18 protein-coding genes are annotated in these 19011 nt (G+C 33.9%); 1 reads left to right on the forward strand and 17 read right to left on the reverse strand.

Features of this window, described 5'->3' with window-relative positions; translation table 11 throughout:
* Positions 1-42: 42 nt before the first annotated feature.
* The 17 genes from ACM55M_RS12250 to ppsA form a co-directional block, all read right to left on the reverse strand.
* A complete protein-coding gene (locus tag ACM55M_RS12250; RefSeq protein WP_416857959.1) occupies positions 43-1020 on the reverse strand; it encodes an MlaD family protein in 978 nt (325 codons plus the stop codon).
* Between the two features lie 8 nt (positions 1021-1028).
* Positions 1029-1781 (reverse strand): ABC transporter ATP-binding protein, encoded by a 753-nt coding sequence (locus tag ACM55M_RS12255; protein ID WP_416857960.1) that lies wholly within the window; start codon positions 1779-1781, stop codon positions 1029-1031.
* Between the two features lie 6 nt (positions 1782-1787).
* Entirely contained in the window at positions 1788-2570 is a 783-nt protein-coding gene (locus tag ACM55M_RS12260; protein ID WP_416850443.1) for an MlaE family ABC transporter permease, read from the reverse strand.
* Positions 2571-2958: 388 nt separating this feature from the next.
* Complete coding sequence (locus ACM55M_RS12265) at positions 2959-3252, reverse strand: chaperone modulator CbpM (RefSeq protein ID WP_416850444.1); 294 nt, start codon at positions 3250-3252, stop codon at positions 2959-2961.
* Positions 3249-4151 (reverse strand): DnaJ C-terminal domain-containing protein, encoded by a 903-nt coding sequence (locus ACM55M_RS12270; RefSeq protein ID WP_416857961.1) that lies wholly within the window; start codon positions 4149-4151, stop codon positions 3249-3251. Before ACM55M_RS12270 ends, ACM55M_RS12265 begins: the two co-directional genes overlap by 4 nt.
* Positions 4152-4267: 116 nt before the next feature.
* The gene (locus ACM55M_RS12275; protein ID WP_416857962.1) at positions 4268-4492 is read right to left on the reverse strand and encodes a universal stress protein; all 225 of its coding nucleotides are present in this window, start codon (positions 4490-4492) and stop codon (positions 4268-4270) included.
* 464 nt (positions 4493-4956) lie between these two features.
* Positions 4957-5535: a YceI family protein gene (locus ACM55M_RS12280; RefSeq protein ID WP_416857963.1), complete on the reverse strand. Its 579-nt coding sequence runs from the start codon at positions 5533-5535 to the stop codon at positions 4957-4959.
* An 81-nt stretch (positions 5536-5616) separates the two neighbouring features.
* Positions 5617-6678 carry a reverse transcriptase domain-containing protein gene (locus ACM55M_RS12285; protein ID WP_416857964.1) on the reverse strand — a complete coding sequence of 354 codons (1062 nt, stop codon included), beginning with the start codon at positions 6676-6678 and terminating at the stop codon, positions 5617-5619.
* A gap of 186 nt (positions 6679-6864) precedes the next feature.
* Positions 6865-6990 (reverse strand): hypothetical protein, encoded by a 126-nt coding sequence (locus tag ACM55M_RS12290; RefSeq protein WP_416850452.1) that lies wholly within the window; start codon positions 6988-6990, stop codon positions 6865-6867.
* 191 nt (positions 6991-7181) lie between these two features.
* The gene (locus ACM55M_RS12295; RefSeq protein WP_416857965.1) at positions 7182-8339 is read right to left on the reverse strand and encodes a phospholipase D-like domain-containing protein; all 1158 of its coding nucleotides are present in this window, start codon (positions 8337-8339) and stop codon (positions 7182-7184) included.
* Complete coding sequence (locus ACM55M_RS12300; protein ID WP_416857966.1) at positions 8326-9429, reverse strand: site-2 protease family protein; 1104 nt, start codon at positions 9427-9429, stop codon at positions 8326-8328. Before ACM55M_RS12300 ends, ACM55M_RS12295 begins: the two co-directional genes overlap by 14 nt.
* 106 nt (positions 9430-9535) lie before the next feature.
* On the reverse strand, positions 9536-10525 hold the full coding sequence (locus ACM55M_RS12305) for an NAD(P)-dependent oxidoreductase (protein ID WP_416857967.1): 990 nt from the start codon (positions 10523-10525) through the stop codon (positions 9536-9538).
* Between the two features lie 238 nt (positions 10526-10763).
* Positions 10764-11918, reverse strand: a complete 1155-nt coding sequence (locus ACM55M_RS12310; RefSeq protein WP_416857968.1) for a dihydrolipoamide acetyltransferase family protein — start codon at positions 11916-11918, stop codon at positions 10764-10766.
* On the reverse strand, positions 11911-12075 hold the full coding sequence (locus ACM55M_RS12315) for a hypothetical protein (protein ID WP_416857969.1): 165 nt from the start codon (positions 12073-12075) through the stop codon (positions 11911-11913). The genes ACM55M_RS12310 and ACM55M_RS12315 overlap by 8 nt, the downstream gene beginning before the upstream one ends.
* 221 nt (positions 12076-12296) lie before the next feature.
* Positions 12297-12488 carry a zinc ribbon domain-containing protein gene (locus ACM55M_RS12320; protein WP_416857970.1) on the reverse strand — a complete coding sequence of 64 codons (192 nt, stop codon included), beginning with the start codon at positions 12486-12488 and terminating at the stop codon, positions 12297-12299.
* Positions 12489-12936: 448 nt separating this feature from the next.
* Positions 12937-13692: an SDR family oxidoreductase gene (locus ACM55M_RS12325; RefSeq protein WP_416850458.1), complete on the reverse strand. Its 756-nt coding sequence runs from the start codon at positions 13690-13692 to the stop codon at positions 12937-12939.
* 10 nt (positions 13693-13702) lie between these two features.
* Positions 13703-16123 carry a phosphoenolpyruvate synthase gene (gene ppsA, locus ACM55M_RS12330; RefSeq protein ID WP_416857971.1) on the reverse strand — a complete coding sequence of 807 codons (2421 nt, stop codon included), beginning with the start codon at positions 16121-16123 and terminating at the stop codon, positions 13703-13705.
* 561 nt (positions 16124-16684) lie between these two features.
* Between ppsA and ACM55M_RS12335 the strand changes: the two genes are divergently transcribed.
* The gene (locus ACM55M_RS12335) at positions 16685-19006 is read left to right on the forward strand and encodes a PAS domain S-box protein (protein ID WP_416857972.1); all 2322 of its coding nucleotides are present in this window, start codon (positions 16685-16687) and stop codon (positions 19004-19006) included.
* Positions 19007-19011: the final 5 nt, after the last annotated feature.

A 19011-nucleotide genomic window follows, 5' to 3' on the forward strand; every position in this document is an offset into this window, starting at 1 on the left:
TTCATTTTTTGTAATTTCTTTATCCGATACGGATAAAATCTCCTATTTTTTCTGCTCTTTCAATTTTGCTTTTTCCTGTTTTTTAAAATAACCCCTAAATAAGAAATTGTGTCTCAAAGCTTTCATGTTTTCATTTAGCAGTGAACTGGCTTGGCTAATATTACTCATTGTAGAATCTATTTTTTGTACTAGTTTTGGATCATTCGAAAGGTAATTTAGGGCACCTTTTCCGTCTTTTATATTTGCAATTGTCGCGTTAAGATTGGTTACCATTTTATTTATATCTGTACTTGATTTATCTAAATTTTGGACTACAGTTTTAATATTATTAGCTACGGCCGTGTCTTTCAAAACACCTATTACATTCTCTTTATTGTCCAATGAAGAAATGAGTCTGTTTAATTTTGTTACGGACTCTGAAGTCCCTTTCCCTGTGATTTTTAAATAATGCACGGTTTCTTTCAGGTCTGTTGCCAAGATGGAATCTTTAATTAATAAACCTATAGTTCCTTTTCCTTCAGTGATTTCCTTTGTGATTTTAAGTAAATCAGCCGTAAGAAGTGCTGCGTTTTTATTGGTTACTCCAAGTGTATTGAGTAGGTCATCTGTGCGAATACGACTTAAGGATTGAATTTTATCTCCCGGTGCTACAGAAGCTTCTGTCCCTTTCCCCGGAATAATATTTATGATCATGTTTCCTACTAAACCATCTGAGCCTATAGTGGCAACAGCATTTTTTCTAATGTGACGAAAAATGGCATTATCAATGAGCATGTCTACTTTTATTGTAGAATCATTAATCATTTCTATTGCACGAACTGTCCCGACATTTATTCCGGAATAACGTACATTATTGCCTAACTGTAAACCACTCACGTTATTGAAAATTGCATTTAAATGATTGGTTTTTCCAAACATTTTTTGTTTGTCGCCAATGAAATAAACGGCAAGTATAAAAATTATTATCCCGATTATTACAAAAATTCCAAGGCGTATTTTTTGTGATGTCGTTTTTTCCATTTTTATTCTTATTTAAAAAAAGCTTGTACTTTAGGATCAGTTGAGATTGATAATTCCTCAAAACTGCCTTCGATATAATTGATACCATCGACCAATAAAATCATCCTGTTCGAAATCATTCGGGCGCAATCCACATCATGTGTGATGATAATTGCCGAAGTGTTGTATTTTTTTTGGATAGACATCATTAACAACAAAATTTCTTTGGCAGTTATAGGGTCTAACCCAGTAGTTGGTTCGTCATAAAGAATAATTTTAGGTTGGAGAATTAAAGTTCGTGCCAAGGCAATTCTTCGTTTCATTCCTCCCGAAAGTTCTTCAGGCATTAAATTAAGAGTATGAGCTAAACCTACGTTTTCCAAAGCCTCCATCACTAATGGTGTGGTGTCTTTTATTTTTCCAAATTTTTTTTTGTGACGGCGCAATGGGAATTCCAGATTTTCCCTAACAGTCATGGAATCATAAAGTGCACTTCCTTGAAAAAGAAAGCCAACTTCTGTTCGAAGTTCATCTAATTCTTCATGGTCTAGTTCACTAATCTCTTTTCCCATCACTACAATAGAGCCGCTGTCATGCTCTTCTAGTCCAATTAAGCATTTTATCATTACTGATTTTCCAGAACCGGATTTACCCATGATAACCAGATTTTCACCCTCGTACAAAACCATATGAAAACCATCCAAAACATGATTATCACCATAGCTTTTTTGTAAGTCTTTGATTTCTATAATAGGGTTTTTATTTTGTATTGTCGTACTCATAATCAGTTATAGATCATAAAAAATATCAGTAACAAAAACAGCAATAAAGTCAATAATAAAGAGTAACATAGAGGTGAAAACCACCGCAGAATTGGCCGCTAAGCCCACACCAGCAGTCCCTTTTTTACAATAATATCCCTTAAAACAGCCCACTAATCCTATGGCAAATCCAAAAAAGAAAGTTTTAATCGTTGCAGGTATTAAATCGCCAAATTCTAACGCATCAAAAACTTGATTGTAATACAATAAAAAAGACACATTTCCTTTGATGTTTTCCACCAAAAAGGAACCAAAAATTGCGATAGCATCTCCAAAAAAAACCAAAACAGGAAGCATAAAAGTGGTTGCTAATATGCGAGTAACCACTAAATATTTAAAAGGATTCGTTCCTGAAACTTCCATAGCATCAATTTGTTCCGTAACCCTCATCGAGCCTAATTCTGCACCAATACCGGAACCGATACGTCCGGCACAAATCAAAGCGGTAATTATAGGCCCAATTTCTCTAATAAGCGAAATACTCACCATAGATGGCATCCAGGAAACGGCACCAAATTCTTGTAAAGTAGGACGTGATTGCAATGTAAAAACCAGACCGATGATGAATCCCGTAACAGCAACAAGAAGCAAGGAACGGTTTCCCATATAATAGCATTGGCGAATAAATTCCCTGAATTCTGAAGGGTGCTTAAAAACTTCTTTAAAAAAACGACCTGCAAAATAGGAGAGTTCACCAATTTCAAGTAAAAAACCTTTGAATATTTCGATTATTTTAGAAAAATTATCCATAAGCGGATGAATTAATTTTTAACAGAAAAATGGCTACCCAAATATACGATTATTTCACTGATTTACAGTGCTTTTAGTTGTTGTTCGTCTGTTTTTTTGATGGTTTTATCGGGAAAAATAAATTTTAAGAAAAGGAAGGTGAAATTAGCCATTTATGGAGTGGTTCTTTCATTTATAAATTGGAATTTTATAAAAGGAAATACAGTGGGGAATTGAAATGGGAGGCAGGCGTGAATAGTACTAAATCCAGAAAAAATTGATTTTAGAAATATTCTTATATAATGAAATAGATGTTGGAAATATAGTATTTATAAAGTATTGAAAATCAAACTTATAGTTGTGATGAAAGTAGAATAGTATTCTAAGTAAGCTCCTTTATTTATACAAATCAACTTTCGTACAACCGCAATCTGTTTTTAATGGTGATTAATTCATTTTGCAAGTCTTCTATTTTTTGTAAAAGATTAAATACAACATCAATTCCTTCGATATTAACGTCTAATTCCTGATGCATCCGAATTATTTTTTCAATTTCGAAGATAGCGTCTGGATGAATATATTGTGTCTCTTCGATTGTTTTAATTTCGAGTAAACCCATCTCGCTGAGATTGTTAAAAAATGCCATTTCAACTTTGTAATGGGTACTTAATGTAGGTAAGGGGATGAGGTTTTCTATGTTCATGTCGTTCTTAACTTAGCAAGTTCCGTAAATAATTCTTTTTCTTTTTCAGTAAGGTTTCTGGGGATTTGTACCTGATAGGTAATGTATAAATCACCAAATTCTCCTTCTTTTTTATAAATAGGAAATCCTTTTCCTTTCAGTTTTATTTTAGTTCCGTTTTGGGTTCCTGGTTTTACCGTAAGCTTTACTTTTCCGTCAAATGTATCTGCGGTGATTTCTCCACCTAATATGGCGGTGTATAAATCTAAATCCACTGTGGAATATAAATTGTGTTTATCCAGTTTAAAATTAGTGTGGTTTTCAACAGTGAAGGTGATATACAAATCTCCTTTTGGTCCACCACCGGCGCCTTCTCCTCCAAGTCCGCTAATTTTTATTTGCTGACCATTCTCCACTCCGGCAGGAATAGTAATTCGGATGTTTTTGCCATTGATAGTTAAGGTTCGTTTGTGGGTGGTGTAAACTTCTTTTAGGTCTAGGTGCAATTCAGTACTGAAATCTTGTCCTTTATATTGGGCACTACGACCGCGACCGCCACCTCCTGATGCACGACCACCAAACATAGATTCAAAAAAATCTGAAAAATCACCACCGCCACTAAATCCTCCAAAACCATCTTGTTGTCCGCCTCTCGAATAGTGTCCTTGCTGTTTTGCTTGCTCATATTGCTCAGCATGTTGCCAGTTTTCACCATACTCATCATATTTTTTACGATTCTCAGCATGGCTCAAAACCTCATTGGCCTCATTTATTTCTTTGAATTTTCTTTCGGCTTCCTTATCGTTTGGATTTAAGTCGGGATGGTATTTTCGGGCCATTTTTCGATACGCCTTTTTAATATCGGCTTCCGTTGCTTTTTTATCCACTTCAAGGATTTTGTAATAGTCTATAAATGCCATTCTGGATTATTTTTATAATTATCATTGTTGTAATTATCAAATCTGTAACTAACAGTTTACAATTGATCTGTGAATTGTTTCTTCCGCATACGTTCTGTTAGGATGAATTTTTTCTATCAGGACCTAATTGGTATTATGAATATCGGTATTTCTGAATGCCGGATTACTTTTTCAGCGACACTGCCCATAATTAAATGTGAAAATCCTGTTCTGCCATGTGTGCCCAAAACAATTATATCTGCATCCCATTGTTTTGCCACATTCAAAATTACTTCATATGGGATTCCTTCTGCTACAAAAGTCCTAACTTTATAATCCTTAAATATGGTGTCAACAAGCATTTGTTGGTTTTTTTTGGTAGTCGTTTATTGAGATATCTGCAAATTCCTTAGGAGTGACAGCGCCTTCGGTTATAAGCATTGTTAAGTCAACAACGCTTAATATTGCAATTTCAGCATTTAGTTGAAGAGCAAGTTGAAAACCATTCATAGCAATTTTTTCTGAAGTGGGATCATTGACAACTGCGATTTTTTTTTTTTTTCATGTTCTCCATATCATTTTGATTAGGTTTTTACTTTAATCTAAATATCCAGAAGCGCAAAAAAACATCCTGTTAATGGATTATTTATACTATCAAATTTAATCAATTTTTTGTTGTTAAATAAGAATTAAGTATTTTATTATGAATGAAGTAGTCCTGAAAAAGTTACCGTTTTTCAGGACTGTTTGTCAGAAGGGAATTGTTTTTCTATAATTATTTTAACCTAAAGTATTGGCAAATTTTTTCACAATTGATTATAAAAAATTATTCCTTGATGAATTCACTATCAGCTTTAATTGTTACTTCATCACTAATCATCGGTGCAGGAAATTTTGGACCAATACCAAAATCAGAACGTTTTAGAATTCCGCTAAACTGAAATCCGGCTGTGATCGCTTTTGATTGCGGATTTACTATAGTTCCTCTATACGACATATTGAGAGTAACCGGCTTGGTAATTCCGTGTAGCGTGAGGTTGCCTATTAGTTTGTATTTACCTTTTTCTTTTCCGAATTTTTTTATGGAGGTACTTTTAAAAATCATTTTTGGATATTTTTCTACTTCAAAGAATTCAGCACTTCGTAAATGATTATCCCGTATTTCCACTTCGGTATTGATGGAGGCTACTTCAGTTGAAAGTTCAAAAGTGCCATCACTAAAATCAGTTTTGTTAGCTGTAGCGGTTATCTCAAATATTTTGAATAATCCGGCAATATCAGAAATGCCATGATGCACTGTGCTAAACGTTAGTTTTGAATGCATTGGATCTGCTTTCCATGTTGTTTGTGCCAATAGAAAAGTAGAAAAAAACAAGGTTACGATAATCACGGTTATTTTTTTCATGCCATATAAATTTTAAAGTTAATTTATTTAAAAAGCTCCCTTTGGAGCTTTTTTTAATTTTCAGGAGAAGTATGATTCCTTTCATATTGGTAATAATTCGTCTTCCATTGTTTTTAAATCTTGTTTCTTTTTTAAGTTAATCAGTATGGATTTGTAGCCTATAAATTCCGCGTCTTTTGGGTTTATTTGCAGTACAAAATTTATTTTTCCTAATAGATGTTCCAGATAATTCTTTTGATCAATCTCTTTGTATTCTCGGTGTTCCTCGAAACCAAATTTATTGATGTAATACATTACCTGTCTCAAATCATTACGTTTATGAAATGCGACTTGCGGTTTTTCATTAACCACAATTCCCGTAACAGTTTGGCGGCCGTTGGGCGTCATGAGTCTGGTTTTGGTTTTATTGATATGAAAATTTAATTTTTCGACGGTTTCAATTACTTTATGGAGTAGTTTTTTCTCGTCAAAGTCTCCGGAAAAACTCAAATCGTCTGCATAACGGGTGTATCTTATTTTGTGTTGGATGCAATAATCAGAAATCACCGCATCGGCTTCTTTGAAAATCAAATTCGAAAGACACGGACTCGTTGGCGCACCTTGTGGCAAACTTCCGTCACGGAGACATAATTTTGAAAGCAGTTTTGAAACCATTTTGGAATACCCCAATTCAAGAAATTCTTTTTCAACGGCATCAAAGCCAATGGATGGAAAGAAATGTTCTAAATCCAGCGTGAAAACTTTGGGTTGGTTTTTATGGAATCTAAGGTTTTCTAGGATAGTTACATTGGGTTTATACGCTTTCGCAAAAGGGCTAACAGGCACTTTATAAAGGATGTTTCTGAGAATCCAAATTTGGATTTCTTTCAAACTTGGAAGTGGCTCAGAAATAAGCCGTTTGCTGCCATTTTTTTTGGAAATCTCAAAATCCCGATAATAACGTTTTGGATAAAGAGCCGCTTTTTTTAAAAATTCTTTTTTGTATCCGACCAGAAGTGATAAATGGGTTGGATTATAAATTACAGGAATATCATGTGCAAATAAAACTTCAGCATAATCCAGACAGCGTTTAATATTCTGTTCTAAATAGCCTTTTTTATGGGCATCATGTGTAAAGGTCTCTTTGTATTGAATAAAATCCATAGGGTTTAAATCGTTAATGGAGTAGGGACTCTTTTGTCCCTAACTCCAATTAAGAATACCGGTTTAAAAGTTCGGAGCTCTGCGGAGAATCTTTTAAACCTGGTGCTTGAAAGAGCATTCAATTACAGAACAGTGACTCACGGCTCCGTCGCTAACCTAGGCTAACAAATTTATTTGAGAAATAATCTAGAAGAATAATTCATCCTGACTAGGAAGAAATAGTGTTTTTCGGTTTAATTTCGGGATTTTACTCTCGAAATCCTTTTGAATCCATTCCTCTTTTTTTTTAGTTTTTATTCGATGTGGTTCCATTTTTTTTAAATTCTAAATTTGTATTTTAAAAATTTATAAAATGCTTGTTTTTAATACTTTAAAGATGTTTAAAGTATACATAAAGTTACAAAAAATATTTAATTAACAGTACTGATACTGCTAATTTTTTTAACAGTATTTTATAGTACTAAAATATTTTTTTTATATTTTGAGTACAATTGCTATAGTATTTATGAATTATAGAAACGTTTATAGGGCGTATAAGTGACAATGAGTTCTATTATTCGGGTAATACCATACGATAGTAGGTTGATGAATTTCGTAAATATATTGGTTTTCATTTTCAGAGATTCCGGAGTTATTCTTTGGCACTGCTCAATAATTTCCTCGAGGTGCGTTTGATACATTTTAGAAAATTTAGCTGAATTTATTTCAACATTCATTTCGAGACTTCCGTACGAACTTAAATTATTCAGGTTAAAAGAACCTATAGTAGTCCAATATCCGTCAATAACCGCTGTTTTTCCGTGTAAAATAGATTTATCCCATTCGTACAATTCAATGTTATAATTAAGCAGTTTGCCATAAAGAAAACAAGTTGCGCGTCTGGTCAATGGAAGATCTGAAATTCCGGATAGAATTAATTTGATTTTCACCTTGTTTTTGGAAGCTTTTTTCAAGGCCTGAATGATTCGTATGCCAGGAAGGAAATAACTTCCTACTATAATTATTTCTTTTTTTGCATTCCGAATGGATTTAATATATGCATCACAAATTTCATTTTTTCTTTTTAACCAGTCATTCTGAATGATGCGTACCAAAGCATCTTCCTGAACATGAAATGGTGATTTTATTTCTTTGTTTTGAAAACGTCTTTTCTTATAATAAATAGCAATGCATTGTTTCTGAAGCGGTTCGGCAATTGTACCATTTAGTTGAACGGCATAGTCAAGCCAAGGCGCTTCCATTGGTGTGCCACAGTATTTATCAGCTATGTTAATCCCGCCAATTATAGCAATTTTTGCATCAGCAACAACTACTTTTCGGTGTAATCTTCGACCAAGATAAAAGGTATATGCTGAAAATAAAGGCGCAAAAAAGCGAATGTTAATCCCGCTTTGTCTCATTTCGGTTATAGTTTCAGAAGGAAATGACAAAGAGCCCAATCCATCCAAAAGGATATAAATTTTAACATGGCGCGAAGCTGCTTCTTTTAATACAGTAATAATTCTTCGTCCAGTTGTATCATCTTCAAAAAGATACATTTGGATGTGGATTTCAAATTGAGAATTACGGATAATAGATTCTAATCGAGAAAAATAATCTTCGCCACTGTAAACAAGCGCAAGGCTTTTAGGAGCAGTAAAGGCATTATTAATTTTCGTCATGGGCTTTATTTATTTTGACTTCATTGATTAAAATGAATTCCATAAGATTTTCTATATCCAAAGTTCCTGCTAGTTTATTATTTTCCATAACCAGTATTAATGTTGATTTATTCTGTTGTATCAGCTCAAAAACGTTTTCTAAAAGAGAATTACTGTCTAGAAAAATCAAATTTCGGTCCATGATATTATAAATGAATTCGTCATCTCCTTTTTTTGATAGTGCCATTATAATTTGGTCACGATTAAGTGTGCCAACAGCAATATCATTTTCAGTGATCAAAAAATTCTTGTTTTGGCTGTCAAGCAGAAGTTCGACTGCTTTTTTTACTTTTTCATTGGCATCAATCTTTTGATAATCTTTCATTAGGACATCATGAACTTTAAAACCTTTCAGTATGAATTTCGATTCGGTATAATCAGCTTCAATTTGAGCTCCTATAATAACAAATATACCTATAAAAATCAAAAAAGGGGAGGTAAAAAATCCCAAAAGAATAAAAACCAATGCTACTATTTGACCAATTCGCGCTGAGATTCTTGTGGCAACATGACGTTGTAATTTAAAAGATAATAGAGCCCGTAGAACTCTGCCGCCATCCATAGGAAAAGCTGGAATTAAATTGAAAACTGCCAGCCAAAAATTGACTAAAAAGAAATTGAGTAAAAAATTATGTGCATTTACGCCGTTGGCTAATTCAGCCATCAATTTTTCGGAAGTATCAGGAATAGTAATGAAAAATCCTGTTATAAATGCCAAGGTGATATTTACCAAAGGGCCAGCTAAAGCAACTATTAATTCTTCCAATGATTTTTCTGGTATTCGCTCTAATCGGGCTAAACCCCCAATGGGCAAAAGCGTGATGTCTTTGGTTACTATATTATAGTTTTTTGCCGCCAAAGCATGTCCCAGTTCGTGTAATAAAACAGTAACAAAAATGCATAAAATAAAGGCAACGGACCATATTATTTGGACCGTATTCTGACCTGCTTTGTAGTTAATGAAAATGATAAACAGAATAAGTAAACAGAAAGTCCAATGGATAAATATTCCGATACCTGCTACTTTTCCGAGTTTAAAGGATCCTTTCATTTTTTGAATTTTTACTACTATCAATCATAGTATGATTAGAAAAAAAATAGGCAAATAATAAAAATAAATAGTTCGTATTAGTTTAGCAATCAGTGCTAAACTGCAATCAGTTTATTTCATTTTCAGAAATACCAGTATATGCCCAGGCGTTTAAATTGGCAATTGTGGTATGGGCAATTCCCTCTAAAACCTCATTAGTTAAAAACCCCTGATGTCCGGTAATCATCACATTTGGAAAGGAGCGAAGTTTTAGAAACAAAGGATCATTTACTGGAGAATCAGTATGATCCTGAAAAAATATAGACTGGTCCTTTTCATAGACGTCTAAACCAACTGCTGCCAGCGTTTTGTTTTCTATAGCTTCTACTAAATCTTCGGTATTTACAATACTTCCATGAGCTGTATTAATAAAAATAATTCCTTTTTTCATTTGTGAAAAAATGTTTTTATTAAACAAATATTTCGTTGTTTCATCTAATTGAGAATGCACGGAAATTATATCTGAATTTTTACAAACCTCTTCCAGTGAAGTATAAGTGATTGGGATTTCATCCATCAGCTCCTTATTTTCTTGCCTGTCAAAGGCCAAAAGGCTACACCCAAAACCATGCATAATTCTCGCAAAAGCAGCGCCAATTTCCCCGGTTCCTATGATGCCAATTGTTTTTCCATGTAAATCAAAACCAACTAAATGATCCAAGCGATAATCACCAATTTGCATTAACGTCTGACCTAAAACAAGTTTCCTATTCAACGCCAATAATAGAGATACAGCAAGTTCGGCAACGGAATAAGGCGAATAAGTGGGGACGTTTGCCACTTTTATTGCTAAGGATTTAGCTCTTGCCAAATTAACATTATCGGAACCTGTGGTACGCAAGGCAATATACTTAACACCATGGATGTATAATTTTTCCAATACTGTTTCAGAAGCATCATCAGAGGTAAAAAGTGAGACAGCATCAAATCCTTTGGCGAAGTTTACCGTGTTTTTACTCAAAGATTTGCCCGTGAAAACCAATTCGTGATTTCCATGGGCTGCTTTTTTTAGGAAAGGTTTATCAAAACTAAATATGCTATATACTAATACTTTCATTTTCATTTTTTTATAATGTAAAATACTAATTTTGTTAAAATGGTGGTTTTTCCATAGTCTTGTTCCGGAATTTTTATTTCTAATTTTTTATTTAGAGCAACGATGAATTATAGCGTACCAAAGGAATCGATATTAAGTGTTTCCCGAATATTTTCATCAGGTTTCAGTTCCGGTAATTCCGTGTCAGGAGTAATACTTTTTAGCTATTGAAAAATAATAGTTCTAATTTCTTCTTCGGTTATAACAATTCTGGATTTTGTAAATGTTTGTTTAAAGAAACTAAAAACCTGCTACCGGTCAATCCGTCTGTAGCACGGTGATCACCAGCCAACGTTACAGAAACACAGGACCTGATACCTATCATTTCGTTTTCGGCAAATGGCTGTTCCGAAATACTACCAAAACCGATAATGGCTACTTGCGGAGGATAAATTACACCAAAAACGGTATCAGCTCCACCATCGACTATACTCGTTAGGGTTATGGTAGAATCACTCAATTCTGAACTTTGTAATCTCAATGCTCGAGCTCTTGGAATAATATCATTTAAGGCATCCATGATTTCATCAATACTTTTTATATTGACATGATGAAGGGCTGGAACGATAATACCACCAGTGCGTAACGATACTACAAAACCAATATTAATATCTTTTTTAAGCTGTAAACCATTATCCCAAATAGCATTTAGATCAGGAAATTCAAGGAGCGATTTTGCTGTTGCTTTTATCAATAACGCAATAGGAAGCAACCGTTGTTTCTGACTGCGTTTACTATTCGCTACCTGCAACCATGCCAGTACATTTGTCATATCAATTCTTTTCTCCAGATAATAATGTGGAATTTCCCTGTTGGACTGACTCATAGCAGCCACAACTTCAGAACGAATTGCTTCAGCAATACTGCTCTGTTTTTCTGTTTCAATTGGTATTTCCTGAGTGTTTTCAATTTCATCTTTGGTAATGGTTTCATCAGGTTCAGTTCCTGTTATTTTCGAAAGGTCATTATCCTCTGAAATTTTTTCGACTAATGGAGCTGTTTTGATAGAAAGGTCTTCAACTTTCGGAGCATCAATTGATTCTATTATTTTTTCTTCTATCGATTGTAATGGTATCGATTCTATTATTTTTTCTTCTTTTTTTGTTTCCGATGTAACTTCGCGAGGATTTATTAATGCCATTACAGTTCCCACGGGGATTTTAGTACCTTCTTTAATAAGCAATTCTCCAATGGTTCCTTCTTCAAATATTTCAATTTCAATCAGTTCTTTCTGTGTTTCAACTTCGGCAATAATATCCCCATGCTTCACTGTATCTCCTGGTTTTTTTTTCCATTCGATCAATGTAGCGTCTTCCATATCCGCGCCCAAACTGGGCATTAAAAATTCAATCATGGCGTATCATTTTTTTAACTGTATTAACAATATTTTTTTTCTGAGGAATAGCAGCTTCTTCTGTGTGGGCACAGTAGGGAATAGGCACTTCAACACCGCACAATCGCTGTGCCGGAGCATCCAAATCATAAAATCCTTTTCTCCACGCATTTTCCACACTAATTACCTGATGCGTTTAAGCAGCCCAAGCCGAGAACGTTTTATCATCCAATGCTTTACGAAGACCTTGTTTCAATACCTCACGATAGGTGATTTTTATTTTACCGTTACCGTTTTCCACAGATTGAATAGATTGTTTTAGACGATAAATTGTTTGTTTTTCCAACGCTTAAGTGCAGGTAAAACATTTAAAGCCTTTTGAATCATGTAATTAGGGAGTTACTTTTTTTCCATATGAGCTTTTACGGCTTTTTCCATTTCTTCTAAATTCATTTGTGGATTTTTAAATTGGCTATCCTCATAACAATACTTGCAATAATCATTATTTTTAAGGCCGTTATTTTCCGTCCCTTTTGCTTCTTCTGTTGTCAATGGCATTCCGCAACTTTGACAAAAATGAGTATTTTCCATCTTGGTAATTTTAAATAGTTAGTTTTTTTTCATTTTGTTATTTCTAATTTATTTTTTCGATTAATCTAATGTTTTTAGGATTTTTGCTTTCTTAAAATGGACTGTGATCCGATTTTTATTTCAATTTTGCTTTTAAAGGCGGCAAATAAAGTTTCCGTTCCTTGGATGAATTATTTTCTAGGAGTACGGTTAACTACTTTTCTAAAGTTTTAACATTGGCAAAATATTTAAGGTTTTTTGAATCGAAGCTTCTTCTATAAATTTTAAAAAAGACAATACTTTCTCTGAAATATACTCGGTTGTATTGCTCGGTAAGACCATTTAATTCTCGGGCAATAGTGTCCCATGAAAAAGAAATTTTTACTTTTTACCATCTAAAAGTTGGCGCTCTATTTTATTTTTGATAGGAATCATAAAGCAAGAATTACTATTACTATTATAATTAATTTTATTGCGCTACAAAACCACCATCAACTGCCATGGCAAGTCCTGTTACAAAAGAGGCTTCATCAGAGCACATCCATATTACCGCGTTAGCTATTTCTTCTGGAAGACCAAAACGACCAATTGGTTCCAAGCCTGTGAACTGTTCTACAGCTTCTTTACTATTTCCGGTAAGCCGGTCAATCATTGGTGTTTGAATTACTCCGGGACAAACTGCATTTACTCGGATTCCGAGTTTAGAACATTCTAATGCCGCAGTTTTTGTTAATCCTACAACACCATGTTTGGATGCTACATAGGCAGGTAAACCTGAGAATCCAACGAGACCGGCTACAGATGAGCAATTGACAATCACACCTTTTCCTTGTTTCAGTATTTCAGGAATTTCGTATTTCATGCAGAGCCAAATTCCTTTTAGGTTTATTCCGATGGTTTTATCCCAGTTTTCCTCTGTACAATCCTGTGTCGGAGCAGACGTTCCTTCGATACCAGCGTTGTTATAGGCATAATCCAATCGGCCAAAAGTGGTAATGGTTTTCTCTACCATCGCTTTTACATCAGTGGATTTTGATACATCACATTTGATAAAAATAGCTTCTTCTCCCATTTCTTTGATGAGGTTCACCGTTTCATTGTTTTCTACCCAATCCACAACAGCTACTTTAGCTCCTTTTTTTGCGAAAGCAAGCGCAGTCGCTTTACCAATTCCTGATGAACCGCCAGTTACAATTGCTACCTTATTTTTGAATGTTGTTTCCATGCAAGAAGTATTACATTAGAATTTGTCTCTTTGTTTTCTTTTCGGCTTCCAAAATATTTTCAATTCCTTTTATCAAAGCATCAGGATTAAATGAAATGCTGTCGATACCTTCATTTACTAAAAATTTAGCAAATTGGGGGATGTCACTCGGTGCCTGTCCACATAATCCCACTTTTATTTCAAATCGTTTAGCGACCCGAATCGTTTCTTTAATCAAATATTTTATGGCTGGATTTTCTTCATCAAACAAATAACTTACTAATGCGGAATCACGGTCCAAACCTAATGTGAGTTGGGTTAAATCATTCGAACCAATAGAAAATCCGTCAAATAGTTTTGCAAATTCATCTGCCATTAATACATTACTTGGAATTTCAATCATTACATATACTTCCAGTCCGTTGATACCTTGCATTAATCCATTTTTAGCCATTTCATTAAGTACATTTTCTCCTTCCTCAACCGTTCTGCAAAAAGGAATCATCAGTTTTATATTATGGAGTCCCATTTTATTGCGTACTTTTTTCATGGCTTCACATTCCAAAGCAAAACCTTTTCGATAAAAATCACTGTAATAACGGGAAGCACCACGAAATCCTATCATAGGATTTTCTTCCTGAGGCTCATAATATTTTCCGCCAATGAGGTTGGCATATTCATTACTTTTAAAATCACTCATTCGTACAATTACGTCTTTTGGATAAAAAGCGGCGGCAACAATTGCTACAGCTTCGGCTAGTTTATCAATGAAATAATTTTTAGGGTCTTTATAGCCTTTGGTTAATGCGGCTATTTCTGCAACAATGTTAGCATCAGTTATTTTTTCGGGTTTACACAACGCCAAAGGATGGATTTTTATGGTATTTGAAATAGCAAATTCCATTCGCATTAAACCTACACCTTGGTTGGGATAATGACTTAATTCAAAAGCTCTTTCCGGGTCGGCGAGAATAAGCATAGGGTCTGTTTTTGGCATTCCAAGTTTGCTGAAATCCTGCTCCGTTATTTCCCATTTCAGCAATCCTTTGTATATATATCCTTCTTTACCTTCGGCACAGGAAACGGTAATTTCCTGACCATTTTTTAGTGCGGCTGTAGCATTGCCACAACCCACTACAGCGACCGTTCCCAATTCTCGTGCGACTATGGCGGCATGACTGGTGCGTCCGCCTTTGTTGGTAATAATCGCCGAAGCTCTTTTCATGATGGGATCCCAATCGGGATTAGTCAAATCAGTGACTATAATTTCCCCATCTTGCAATAAATGACCTTCTTGCGGACTATTTAAAATACGGACTTTTCCCGAAGCAATATTATCGCCAAGAGCAATTCCTTGAGTTAAAATTATGCCTTTTTCTTTGAGTTTATAGATTTCCCGAACTTGTTTATTTGCTTTTCCATGAACGGTTTCCGGTCGCGCCTGAACAATATAAAGTTGGTTGTTCAGTCCGTCTTTGGCCCATTCTATATCCATTGGTTTTCTATAATGTTTTTCAATTTTATAAGACCATTGGGCAAGCTGAATAACTTCTTTGTCGTTTAACGAAAACTGGTTTTGCTTTTCTAAGGAAGTGTCTTTATTAATAATTGTGTTTTCTGCGGATGAGCTGTTGGATTTATCCGCATAAATCATCGTAAATTCTTTTCTGCCACAGTGTCTTTTTAGAATAGGATCTAAATCTGTATTTTCTAAAGTAGGTTTAAAGACAATCCATTCATCCGGCGTAACAGTGCCTTGAACAATGTTTTCTCCTAATCCCCAAACGCTATTTATGATGATGGTGTTTTCGAATCCGCTATCGGGATCAATGGTAAAAGCCACGCCTGAAGCTGCTTTATCGCTTCGAACCATTTGCTGTATACCAACGGAAATGACAATGTCAAGTTTTGCAAAGCCCATATCGTGACGGTATTTTATGGCGCGGTCTGTGAATAAGGATACATAGCAACGGTGTACAGCATCTATTAACTGTGCTGTACCATTGATATTTAAAAACGATTGCATTTGTCCCGCAAAACTGGCTGTAGGTAAATCCTCTGAAGTTGCACTGCTTCGTACTGCCACATCAAGATTATTGATGCCGCATTGTTCACTAAGGGATTGGTAAGCAGCTTGTATTTCATCCCGAATTTCCTCTGGAATTGTTGCTGATAAAATAATATTTCTGGCTTTTTCTCCAATGGAAGAAAGATTAGAATACTGTTTTGTATCCAATGAAAATAATAAATCTCCAAGAGGCTTTTCCAGATTATTTGCTTTACGGAAGAGGCGATAGGCTGCTGCAGTAATTGCAAATCCATTAGGGATGTTGATACCTTTTGGATTAAGCTGATTGTACATTTCGCCAAGAGAGGCATTTTTACCGCCAACTTTACCAATGGCTTCAATACCAATTTGGTTAAAAAAAAGGATGTGTTTGTACTTTGCCATTTCGTATGTTTTTTGAATAGAAACTGACCATTAGTCTGTTAAAATAGTAACAATGGAAAAAATAGCTGAGGCGCACTTTTTTGGTTAATCAGATAGTAAATTTTTTAATTCAAAAGTAGGTTTGAAATTTACATAACTTTTTGAGGTTAAAAAAGAGGAAAGTAGGTATTCCTTCTTGTTGAAACCCATACTGTAAATTTAATCAATTAATTATTTTATTGGTGTAAAAAAAGATATTATTTTATTGGTATTTTAAATTAAGTAATTAAAATACAGTAGTTTGTGTTTTTATTTTGTTAAAAAATGGGAATAGAAACAAATTATTTTTTTAATAAAATAAAAAAATAATAACAGTAGTAAATGATAAATAATATATGAGAAAAACAGTTGTAATTATTTGGTAATATTAAGTTTTTGATAAATATTGATACTATAAAAATAAAATATTTTTGTAGTTATGACTATTAAATAAGTTAGAGGAGTAAGTAAGTAAAGCTATAAAATAGTTAGTTTAGAACTAAAAATTCTGTAATATTGTTATTAAAGAAAAAGCTCCCATTGATGAAAAAAAATCCGATACCGGAAAATGAAATAAAAAGACTAAAAGCACTGAAAGAGTATTCAATTATGGATTCTTTGCCGGAAAAGGAATATGATTCAATAACCCAGCTTGCCTCTTATATTTGTGAAACTCCCATAGCCTTAGTAAGTTTATTAGATGAAGACAGACAATGGTTTAAATCTACTGTTGGATTAGAGGTTACTGAAACCCCAAGAAGTGTCTCTTTTTGCCAATATGCAATTATGAGTGATGAAGTATATGAGGTCAATGATACAACTGAAAATGAGATATTTGCTGACAATCCTTTAGTGACAGGGGATACTAATTTTAGATTTTATGCCGGAGTACCACTTAAAGATGAAAATGGCTTTAATTTAGGCTCCCTTTGTGTTATCGATACAAAGCCTGGGGTATTGACTAATGAACAAAAAAATGCTTTAAAATTACTTGCCGATCAAGTAGTTTTATTATTGGATTTACGAAAAAAGAATGCGAATTTTATTAAATCTCAAAGGGAATTTCAGAATTTTATTGAACTTTCAAAGGATTTGGTTTGTATTGCTAACGTGGATGGTTTCTTTTATAAAGTTAATCCTGCTTTTACAGCTGTATTGGGGTTTTCTAAAGAAGAATTAGAAGGAAAACCATTTATTGATTTCATTCATCCGGAGGATTTAGATAAAACTTTTAAGGAAGTTGAAAAATTATCAAATGGACATAAGACTATCAGTTTTGAAAACAGGTACCGTTGTAGTAATGACGAATATGTTTTATTGACTTGGAATACTTCTCCGGATCCTGATACAGGAAACTTATATTGTATTGCACGGGATATAACAAAGGAGAAAGAAGCCGAGTTAAATTTAATAAATAGCAATAAATTATTAGATGAATCGCAAAGTATCGCTAAAATAGGAAGTTGGAAATTTGATTTAATGACCAATGATCTTATTTGGTCTAAAGGACATTATCAAATTTTTGATTTAGAGGAATTGCCTTCTGATGAACTATTTTTAGCGTACCGAAGCAAAATTCATCCCGATGATTTATCGGGTCTTGACAAAGCACTTGAAAAAATATTAACAACTGGAGCCGACTTACATTATAATCATAGACTCTTATTTTCTAACGGAAATTTAAAATATGTTGTAGCTATAGGGAAACCTTATAAAAATGAAAAAGGAGAGGTAGTTGGGGTTCAAGGTACTATTCAGGATATTACGGACAAAACATTAGCGGAACAAAAAATAGAAGAAAAAGCTAAAGAAATAAACGATATTAAATCTGCATTGGATGAAGCAGCAATCGTAGCCATTACGGACCAAAAAGGTGTTTTTTCTTATGTTAATGAAAATTTTTGCGCGGTTTCTAAATACTCTAAAGAAGAACTAATAGGACAAGATCAACAAATTATTAGTACTGGTTATCATACCATAGAATTTAGAAGAGACGTATTTGGGACAATTGCTAATGGAAATATTTGGAAAGGAGAAGTAATGAATAGAGCAAAAGATGGCTCTTTTTATTGGGAAAACACCACTATTGTTCCTTTTTTAAACGAAAAAGGAAAGCCTTATCAATATATAGCAATTAGCACTGATATCACTCAAGAAAAATTAGCAAAAGAGAATTTAAATAATGCCTTAGTTGATCTCGGAAAAAAGAATAAAGAACTTGATCAGTATGCATATATTGTCTCTCATGATCTTAAAGCACCGTTAAGAGCTATTAATAATCTTTCGGAGTGGATTGTTGAAGATATGCCTGAAATGCCCGATGAAGTTAGCGCTAATTTTGAATTATTACGGGGTCGTATACAGCGGATGGAAAACCTGATTAATGGCGTTTTGGAATATTCCCGTATTGGACGAACCGAAATCGAAAAAGAAACAACTGATTTAAAAAAGATGTTGGATCAGATTATTGATTCTGTTGTCCCTATTGAAGGATTCGAAGTTTCCATGGTGGATACTATCCCTGTTATTGAAACAGAAAGGATACTTTTACAACAGGTTTTTAGCAATTTGATTAGCAATTCAGTCAAATATAATGATAAACCCATTGGTAAAATAGAATGTTTATATGAAATATTGCCTGATTTTCATCAGTTCACCATAAAAGATAATGGTCCCGGTATTGCAGAAGAATATCATAAAAAAGTATTTGAAGTTTTTCAAACCATTGAAGCGCGTGATAAAAAAGAAAGTACAGGTATTGGTTTGTCTATTGTTAAAAAAATAATTGAAGAAAAAGGAGGCTCTATTTATATAGAATCTGAAAATGATAATGGAACAAGTTTTATTTTTACACTTCCTAAATAAATGAA

The organism is Flavobacterium galactosi (genome assembly GCF_048158585.1).
In the GTDB taxonomy this organism is placed as follows: domain Bacteria; phylum Bacteroidota; class Bacteroidia; order Flavobacteriales; family Flavobacteriaceae; genus Flavobacterium; species Flavobacterium galactosi.